This window comes from Phaeobacter sp. 11ANDIMAR09 (assembly GCF_001294455.1).
In the GTDB taxonomy this organism is placed as follows: domain Bacteria; phylum Pseudomonadota; class Alphaproteobacteria; order Rhodobacterales; family Rhodobacteraceae; genus Pseudophaeobacter.
Window position 1 is genome coordinate 1 of the sequence record NZ_LIKT01000052.1, and the last position, 9,090, is coordinate 9,090.

A 9,090-nucleotide genomic window follows, 5' to 3' on the forward strand; every position below is an offset into this window, starting at 1 on the left:
CATTGAGAAAGAACTAAAGAGTCGAATGACTAAATTGACCCAAACGCCGCCTGTGCCGAAGTAAGGCCGCTGCAAAAAAGAGGGCGGACGAATGGCCGCTGGGATCCCCACCCCAACACCAAGTGACATGGATAAGGCACGAGATCTCGGGATAACCCCAATGGTCGTTCAAACAACCGAAGACTTTGCTGAACGTAACGAGTGGCTGTCCCCCAATATTCCATATGTGCCAGGCCCGATCCTTCGGACTTGGGCGGAGGACGAGGTGGCTCAGGTCGATCTTAACAGCCGCATTTGGGATGTCGTGCATAGCAAATCCGACGTGCCTACGGTCTTGGATCTTGCGCCCTCACTTGAAATGCCGACGCTGATAATCTGGTGTCAAGAAGACCGAATTTTTCATATCCGCGGGGCTGCACTACTCGATCATAGTTTACCGACATCACATTTAACTAAACTTGATGAGTGTGGGCATGTTCCAATGCTGGATAAGCCCGCTGCCGTGGCGTCAGAGTGCCTCGAGTTCCTGTCATCTTACCCCATTCATGCGTCTCAATAACCGGTTAACCGCCTATTCGCTTTTGGAGACGCTAGCTTCTTAGTATTCGTAAAAACACCGACGCTCCAAAGTGCGTCAAGTAGTCGTGAGTTTATAAAACGGCATCGATGACACGGATTAATTCCGTTTTCTCAGACCTCGAAGCTAAAATGTCCATAGGAAAGGCTCAGTGGTTCAATACCTCAACCTGTACGTTGACCACCCAATTCGTCCATGGCAATCCGCCCTCCGATTTCATTTAACAGGCAGTCAATTTTGCGCTTGCGCACCGGTTTGGCAACAGTTTGATCCACACCGCATGCTCTGTATTCTTGCAACTGATCGGGCATCACATTGGCCGTCACTGCAATGATGATAGGGGGCGGCAATCCCAGCCTCTTTTTCTCACTAAGAATTTTTGAGGTAGCAGCCATTCCGCCCATACCAGGCATATTGATGTCCATAAAAATGACGTCGAAATATTTTTCTTCAGTTAGACTGATAGCTTCCTCGCCAGTTTCCGCTTCCTCAATGGAATTACTGTGTTTTTTGGAGAAAGCTCCTAATACTCTACGGTTGATCTTGCTGTCGTCCACTATCAGCACACGCAACCCCGAATTACTCAGTTCGTTGTCTTGTCTCGCTCTTTTGAGATCTGAAATTTTTCGCACTAGACCATCGCCAATTTTTTCTTTCTTTTCGATATCTTGCATCGCCGAAGAACAGAACAGTTTAACCTCAAAAGTTGCGGTGAACGTGCTGCCACGCCCAAGCACACTTGATACCGTCAGATCTCCCCCCATCGCCTTACATATTGCGCTCGAAATCGACAGTCCTAGACCTGTTCCCTTATACTTCTTTTGGGTCGCCTGCTCTGTCTGGTAGAAGGGATCAAAAACCAACTGTGCTTCGTGTTCAGATAAGCCGCAACCACTATCCTCAATTGAAAACATCAACTGTCTGGTGCTTGGCGAGCCAACGTCACGAACCGAAACACGAAGATTAACAAACCCGACGTCCGTAAACTTGAGTGCATTAGATACCAAGTTATTAACTACTTGGACAATCCTCATCGAGTCTCCCACCAACTTTACGGGACTTTCACTTGAAATTTGAAAGCTAAAATCGATGCCACACGATCTCGCCGTTGGCTCATTAATCACAAAAACATTTTGCACAATTTCTTGTAGCGAAAACACGCGCTCCGCAAATACAAAAGCATTGGAGTCAATTTTTGAAATGTCTAGAATGTCGTTTATTGTGTGCTGCAAAACCTTTCCTGAAGTTAGGATTGTGCCGACCATTCCGTTCTGCTGAGGTGTAAGTGAAGTTTCTGACAACAGCTGTGCCATTCCCAAAACTCCATTCAGAGGAGTGCGGATTTCATGGCTAACGTTGGCCACAAAGGCAGACTTTTCCTCACTCTTCTTTATTGCTTCTCGGCGGAGAGCTCTTTCCTTCTTCGCTGCCAAGAACGAAACAACGCACTCAAAAGCACAATAAATCAATACCGCGACAAAAGATGCAATTATAAGATTATTGTGAAAAACCGCATCTCGATTGCTGTTATATTGTGCGAAATGAACGACTGACCTGTGTTGTTGAAGGTAGTCGGTTATCCACAAACGCCTAAAATCCGTATTTAACGCCTGAAGTTCAAATTTGGCGGCCTGAAGTTGCTGACTATTAAAATTCAGGTCTTTGCCCCAAGACTTTTCAAGTGCCGTCAAAAAGCTCTCATAGCCTTTGACCATATCCTTTAGGTCTAGATCGTTGAAAATGTCCCTTTGACCAAAGATCCCCAAGCGGCTCCATAGAACATCAATTCTTGTCTGGAGAGATTTGGCCGGTACGTTTCCCTGTTCGACCTGAAGAAGCGTAATGTGCAAACGAAGGGCTTCGTAAATTGCTTCATTTACTTTCCAAGTTAAAGATGAAAGTCGGAGCGCGTCGTCAGTCGAGATTTGACGACGTTGATTTTCCGAATTGATTGTGGCCCAAAGCACTGCGGCCAATACGGCGACCACGGCGAATGGTCTTAGAAGCCGAGTACTCAAAATTCTATGGAGCCGCATACCTACCGAATCTCCATAGAAATCAGCTGCCAAATCATCTCATTGTCAAATTTCTTTAGCTTGGCCTCTTCTTCGGACTGCGGGTAAATGACCCAGATTGGCCCCTTGTCCCGCACGGTCATCGCCTTGCCATTGTGCAAAACGGCCAAAATAACCGCTTGGTTTTCTGCATGTGTAACTGGAATGTCCACGAAGTAATCGTTTATCGCGGACGCACCAATTGTGGTTCCTGATGCCGAAACGAAATCTAGTAACGACGATAGCCTAGGGCCCTCAAATGTCTGCATGCCGTCGGTGAACGACGTAAAGGTTTTCACCTCCTCCCATTCCAGCGCTTTAAGCAGGTCTAAGTCGAACTCTGCGCCTGCCTGCGTGTTTGTTTTTCCAATAGCGCCAGAAACAGTCAAAATTACTTCGCCGGTGGGCATCGGAAGCTGTTCTGCTGTGGCAGTCATTGAGAACGACATGATAGCGGCCGCCACCGCAACAAGGCGTTTGAAGTGAATTGACCAGTTGTTCATTTAGTCACCTCTCAAGTTTCATCCAAGGATCTTCAAATCCTCAGCAGTGTTACTTTCTCTCGTTTCTGCATCCGTAGCCCGGATCAATTAGTCCGTTTTTTCTTCTCCCCTGCCGTAGGGAACGACTGCATTCAAATAAAGATACATTTAAAATGCATTAATTCTTTGGAAGGCCAATTTTTTTGTTCAACACATGCATCCTTGGCTATCTTGTGCTCACTTTTTGAACACTGCAGGGCTTGCGCAAAATTTGAGGATGGGAGGTAGGAACTCCACTCCAAGTCAAAGTTCCGGCCGTGAGCTTTGATGCCCAGGCTGTCTGGCTATCGTTCTTATCGAGCAAACTGAATCTGGGTGATCTATCGATGATTTAGGCTCCCTAATTCAGAACCGAGAAGCGCTTCCAGCTGCGTCCGACGAATGGGAACTGTAAAGTTAAGTCCCATTCTAGTTCCGGAACTCCAAACAATTCTTGCTTTTCGAGAAATAGAGTTAGCTAATACTATTCGAATTTCGGCTTGACGAACCAGTCTGTGAATATTGAGGCTCGCCTCGATGCAGGCTCCATGCGCTCCAAGATCAATGGTCACGGCCCCCAACGTGTGGTTCTCAAACTGAACCTCACATGCTATCTGTTTACTGAACCTTCGCCCAGATTTTCGGTTATCTGAATATCGTCTATTTCCAATCAAGCCCAAGTCAGGTGTCCCCCAAGTAGACAGTGCTCTAGCGAGTTCTCTGGTATTTGTCCTAACTGTGAGAAAAGAGAAAAATAGTCGAACCCAGTGTAATGCTCCGTCATCCTGCCGCTCTCAAATTTAGCCACTAGAAAGACATCAATGGTGATTGGTTTGAGCTGAGTGGCTGGCTTTGCAATCAGTTTGAATGTTGCACTGCACCATGGCGTATCTTCGATAATGTTGGTGATTTCGACCACACCCGGGCCGGTCAAGCGTCTGAACAGTTCAACAAGTTCCGGAAACTCTGCCCTTGGAAAGTTCTCTGAGGCAGGCAGACCTGCGATAGAGAAAGTAGCGGGCAGAATACTGTTTACCGTATCAAGCTCACCGTTTAACCAGCCGTGTTCAATCCAACTCTTTAATAATTCTTTGGACATCTATGCCTCGTAGCTACCGAAATGCACAAGATTATTGATATGAAATGTCATAACAACCTCACTTTGCTTGTGCTGTGACTTTCAAACAGAGGCGGAGTAACCGCTCCAAACCGTTAGCTATATTGCAGTTTCGTCCCATACGGGAACCCAAGGCCGTGAGTAATCACAATTGCCTCGAGTTCAGTTTTGAATGAGACCGCCGCTACGTCCGAGCTAACAAAGATAATAGATTTGGCACAATCTTCATCGGAGCCATCCGTTTTCAATGAAGTAGCTTTGAAGCTGTTTACACATGCGAGCCCAACCGTTGCTTGACCGACTTAAAGGTGAGTTTCAAATACATTATTTGTGCCTCAAATTATGCACATAAGGTTTCTAAGACGTCAACAGTTTCAAGAACCCGCAACAAAAACCATATAACCTTCTGATTTTACAAGATAATTTACAACGCATGGGCTGAAAAAGTCATTTGGGCTTGTCGAATCTCACAAAAAACCGTCGCCTTATGGTAGTATGTCGCACCACAAAAAGCGAGCAATCCACACCACGTCAGGACGACGCAAAGCGTTTGAGCTAGCGTTGATCACAGAAACCACGCCGGTGCAACTAGCATAGTGGCGGACGGTAAAGACTGCAGGGTTTTTGTTATCGCTCGTTGCCACTCTCCGTTAATCTCAAAGCTGTCCAAACATGTCACCAACACTGCGCCCCACCCGGAAATCGGGCTTCGATAGTGATATTGCAGTCCAGATTGCAACAAGTTGGCAAGCGGCGTCACCATTTGTTTAAGCCGCCACGAAACCCATCATCAATATAAGCAGGAACCGCCGGCATCCTCAGTGCATCCGGCAGCCTTCTACTCGCTACAAACACCACCCTGTACAGTCCAGATCTTCTTTTTATCCGTTTCCTTTCTGGGGACGGCTAGGCAGGTGTTTTTGACAACTTACTCGCCACATCTCCTATATTGACGAGATTCAGTTAGTGGATTGAACTGTTTTTCGAGGTCCGCTTGCGGCGCCTCAGGGGCAGGCATGGGGTGGGATAGACGCGGAGCGTGTATTACAACCCGTTAGCCTGCTTACGAGTTTACGGGCATTTTCTCGGCTTCGCTCGTATAACCAGATCCATACTAAAAGGGCGTCGCCCTCTGCGAGTGTTCCTCGCATTCACCCACGGTTTTTTTCAGCAATGAGCAGCCCCACTTGAGTGGTCCAAATTGAAAGTTAGTGCATGGTTGGCCCTTGGTCCATCGGAACGATGGCCTCTGGCGCAGGTGGGCGGTAGCCCAGAGCACTGTGGGGTCGTTTGGTGTTGTAGTGTTTTCTCCAGCTTTCGATAATGATCTGGGCCTCTCGTAACGAATAGAAGATTTCACCGTTCAGCAATTCATCCCTCATTCGCCCATTGAAGCTCTCGCAGTATCCGTTCTCCCATGCACTGCCCGGCAGGGCATCGCATGGCGATGTCCCGAGAGGGGCGATCCAGGCTCGATGTATGCGGCCTTGGCCCCGACAGCCTTGATCCAGCCTCTGACGGCCTCAGCAATTAACTCAGGGCCATTATCTGATCGGATGTAAGAGGGCACGCCTCGCAGAATGAACAGATCCGTCAGAGCATCAATGACTTCGTTCGCGTTCAGCTTCCGCTTCACCCGGATCGCAAGACATTCCCGGCTGTGTTCGTCCAGAATGTTCAATGTCCTGAAAGCCCTGCCATCATCTGTTCGGTGATGCACGAAATCGTACGACCAGACGTGATTACGATATTCGGGACGAAGCCGGACACACGAACCGTCGTTGAGCCAGAGCCGTCCTTTCTTTTGCTGTTTCACAGGCACTTTGAGCCCCTCGCGTTTCCACAAACGTTCGACACGTTTGTCATTCACCTGCCAGCCAGCGTCTCGCAGTAAGGCAGCAATCCGGCGATAGCCATATCGCCCGTACTGACGCGTCAGCTCGATCATATCAGCTACCAGGTGTTCCTCGTCGGCACGCCCCTGTGGCAATCGCCGTTGTGTGGACCGGTGTTGGCCCAGGACACGGCAAACGCGACGCTCGGAAACCTTCATCTTGCTGCGAATGAGGTCGATGCAGGCACGGCGGCGCGAGGGGCTCAGAAGTTTCCCTTTGCGGCCTCGGACAGGATCAATTTGTCCAGCGTCAGGTCCGATACCGCCCTGCGCAGGCGCTCGTTTTCCTTCTGGAGCCGCTTCAGTTCCTTAAGCTGCTCTGTGCCCATTCCGCCGTACTTCTTCTTCCAGCGGTAATAGGTTTGCTCCGTCACGCCGATCTGACGGATTGCATCAATCCGGGGCATCCCTTGCCCCATCAACACTTCAACCTGCCGTAACTTCACGACAATCTCTTCGGGCTTCGGTCTCTTAATAGCCATCTATGGTCCTCCGCTTTCCTAAACATAGGGGCGGACCACTTCATTGGGGGAGGCTCAACACTTCGATCACATCAGCGGTTTGCTTAGGTTGCTGGACCGTGTCCACGTCAAATCCATTATGTTACCATGGGCACCACTGTGGCAGCGGCTTCTCATTGGCTTTGACCGAGAGAGACAATGAGCTCGGCTTTTACACTGACCCTGTCGGTTTCATTGCGGGCGCGGCACCCGACCGATTTGGAAGGATCGTCTTTGTCATGCCTTCGGATGGTGGAGAAGGGTCAGACCCAGACGTGCCATTTCCAGGGATCACGCCGGATGACCTTGAGTGGCGGCCAGACGAAAAATCGACGCGCGGTTTTTTGCTTGAAGATCTTGAGGTTCCGGCGACGCCGGAGAACCATGATTTTGCGCGTGACTTCAAAGCAGGCGATCGTTTTGTGCTACCTGGGGCATGGGAGTTCCTACCCTATAATGACCCGAAATCCGCTCCCAAGTCGCCGGACAGCTTCAAGAGAAGTGTCGTATCGGTGCGACAAGAATTGCTTGGACAAGATGAAGATAAACGCGAAACGGCTCTGAAGAAGCTAAAGGCTATTTATCGTCACGGATTTCCTGCGGGACTTCAAAACGATCTTTCCCTTTCGTTGTACACAGGCCCTGTGCCGCTTTCTCGTTGGAAGCTGGAAGGCGGAAGTGTGGTAGACTCGAACGCGACACCTATCTCTGACGCACCAGCCCCGATCCTCTACACTGGTGACGGAAATTTCTCGACAAAGACACATTGTCTAAGATTGACGAAGTATCTGGGAGAAAAGCGGTCGGAAGCCATCGCCACATTCCAGGTGCCTCATCATGGCTCCCGATATAATTGGAAGAAAGGGAACGCCCTCCTCGTCTCACCACAATTTAGTGTATTCTCTTCCGATCCTGCCCGGCGGCATGGCCATCCTCATGCCGAAGTAATGCGTGACTTTTTGCTGTTTGGGTCGAAACAAGTCGACAAGCACAATGACTTTAAGTGGATGGCCCATTTCTGCATTCAGAAGGAGTAAGGCATGCCAATAAGTCATGCGGTTTGGACCGTTTCAACTGAACCGAAGGAAATCTCACAAGGGATCCTTCCGTCAGAGCAGATGCTTGAGGATATGATCGTAGCCCAACCACGCATCCTTTCATCAGAGTGGATGCTGATTGGCCGCCAAGTCGGAACTGGACACGGTGGATGGATTGATCTCTTGGCGATTGCCCCCGATGGCACCTTGGTTGTTGTCGAATTGAAACGCGGCAAGACCCCGCGCGAAGTGGTTGCTCAGGCGCTAGACTACGCATCTTGGATCGAGAGCCTCGACCCTGAGGATGTTGCTGTAATCTATTCTAAGTTCAAACCTGGTCAGAGCTTGTCTCAGGACTTCCAAGCATTTTTCGGCCAAACACTGGACGACGATACGATCAATGAAAACCATCAGGTCGTTATCGTGGCTGCAACTTTGGATGCTAGTAGCGAACGGATTGTGAATTATCTCAACGACAGAGGGCTCGCGATAAATGTACTCTTCTTCCAAGTCTTCGATAACGGAGATGAGCAGCTTCTGAGCCGAGCATGGCTCATCGATCCGGGCGAAGTACAGGTCCAAGCCGCCAGCGGAAGCAAGAGCGGGGACAAGGAGCCTTGGAACGGTGAGTTCTATGTCAGCTTCGGTGCCGACGAGACACGTATATGGGATGAAGCTGTCGAATACGGCTTCATCTCGGGTGGCGGTGGCTCTTGGTACAGCAATTCATTGCGTATGCTGGAAGAAGGCGATCGAATTTGGGTAAATATCCCTGGAAAGGGTTTCGTCGGCGTTGGGCGTGTATTGGGACCACGCAGTGCCGCCCGCGATTTTCAAATCGATGGCAGCCTTGCGCTCGAAAAGCTAAAGGGTGGTTACCATAGGCATCTGGTAGACGATCACGACCGTTCTGAGTACTTCGTTCCCGTGGAATGGGTGCATACAGTTCCTGAGGCGCAAGCGGTCCGGGAAGTGGGTATGTTTGGAAACCAAAACACGGTCTGTAGGCCAAAGACACCGAAGTGGCGTTCAACGGTCGACCGTTTGAGAGAAAAGTTCGAAATTACAACATGACAATAATCGTAGGCTCCGAAAACTGTCACAGGCATGCGGAGCCCGTCGATTGTGCCAGTACGGCACTGGCTCGTTTTCGAACCAAAGTGAACCATCCCGAAAAATCAAAAATTTCCAGTGACTGAATGTACCGTCGTCTCATTGCTCAGCTTGAAAAGCTTTGTCAAAAAGGGTGGTGTGGGTTCTGAATATTCTCAGACCACCCAAGGGAAGGCGTTTTCAAGATGGATTTCGACCCGGACACTTACCGGACACAACGAAAAACGGCTCAGGGCGAACTGCCTCTAAGCCGTTGAAAAGATTTGGTTGCGGGAGC

The 9,090-nt window shown here is 49.5% G+C and carries 7 protein-coding genes and 1 pseudogene; 3 read left to right on the forward strand and 5 right to left on the reverse strand.

Annotated elements, in window-relative coordinates:
• Positions 1-160: 160 nt before the first annotated feature.
• Positions 161-559 (forward strand): alpha/beta fold hydrolase, encoded by a 399-nt coding sequence (locus AN476_RS21525; RefSeq protein WP_157063844.1) that lies wholly within the window; start codon positions 161-163, stop codon positions 557-559.
• Positions 560-741: 182 nt separating this feature from the next.
• Here AN476_RS21525 and AN476_RS21530 read toward each other — a convergent pair whose 3' ends face one another.
• The 5 genes and pseudogenes from AN476_RS21530 to AN476_RS21545 form a co-directional block, all read right to left on the reverse strand.
• A complete protein-coding gene (locus tag AN476_RS21530) occupies positions 742-2,565 on the reverse strand; it encodes an ATP-binding protein (protein WP_172684875.1) in 1,824 nt (607 codons plus the stop codon).
• Positions 2,566-2,615: 50 nt separating this feature from the next.
• Complete coding sequence (locus tag AN476_RS21535) at positions 2,616-3,134, reverse strand: hypothetical protein (RefSeq protein ID WP_054463827.1); 519 nt, start codon at positions 3,132-3,134, stop codon at positions 2,616-2,618.
• Positions 3,135-3,493: 359 nt separating this feature from the next.
• Positions 3,494-3,832 carry a PilZ domain-containing protein gene (locus AN476_RS23660; RefSeq protein ID WP_172684876.1) on the reverse strand — a complete coding sequence of 113 codons (339 nt, stop codon included), beginning with the start codon at positions 3,830-3,832 and terminating at the stop codon, positions 3,494-3,496.
• Positions 3,823-4,251, reverse strand: coding sequence for a hypothetical protein (locus AN476_RS21540; protein ID WP_054463828.1), 429 nt, complete (start codon positions 4,249-4,251; stop codon positions 3,823-3,825). The genes AN476_RS23660 and AN476_RS21540 overlap by 10 nt, the downstream gene beginning before the upstream one ends.
• Before the next feature lie 1,226 nt (positions 4,252-5,477).
• Positions 5,478-6,645, reverse strand: a pseudogene (locus tag AN476_RS21545) (IS3 family transposase).
• Positions 6,646-6,800: 155 nt separating this feature from the next.
• On the opposite strand from AN476_RS21545, the gene AN476_RS21555 reads away from it, so the two are divergent.
• Both AN476_RS21555 and AN476_RS21560 read left to right on the forward strand, forming a co-directional pair.
• Positions 6,801-7,700: a hypothetical protein gene (locus tag AN476_RS21555; protein ID WP_054463830.1), complete on the forward strand. Its 900-nt coding sequence runs from the start codon at positions 6,801-6,803 to the stop codon at positions 7,698-7,700.
• A 3-nt stretch (positions 7,701-7,703) separates the two neighbouring features.
• Positions 7,704-8,774, forward strand: a complete 1,071-nt coding sequence (locus tag AN476_RS21560; protein WP_054463831.1) for an endonuclease NucS domain-containing protein — start codon at positions 7,704-7,706, stop codon at positions 8,772-8,774.
• Positions 8,775-9,090 lie beyond the last annotated feature (316 nt).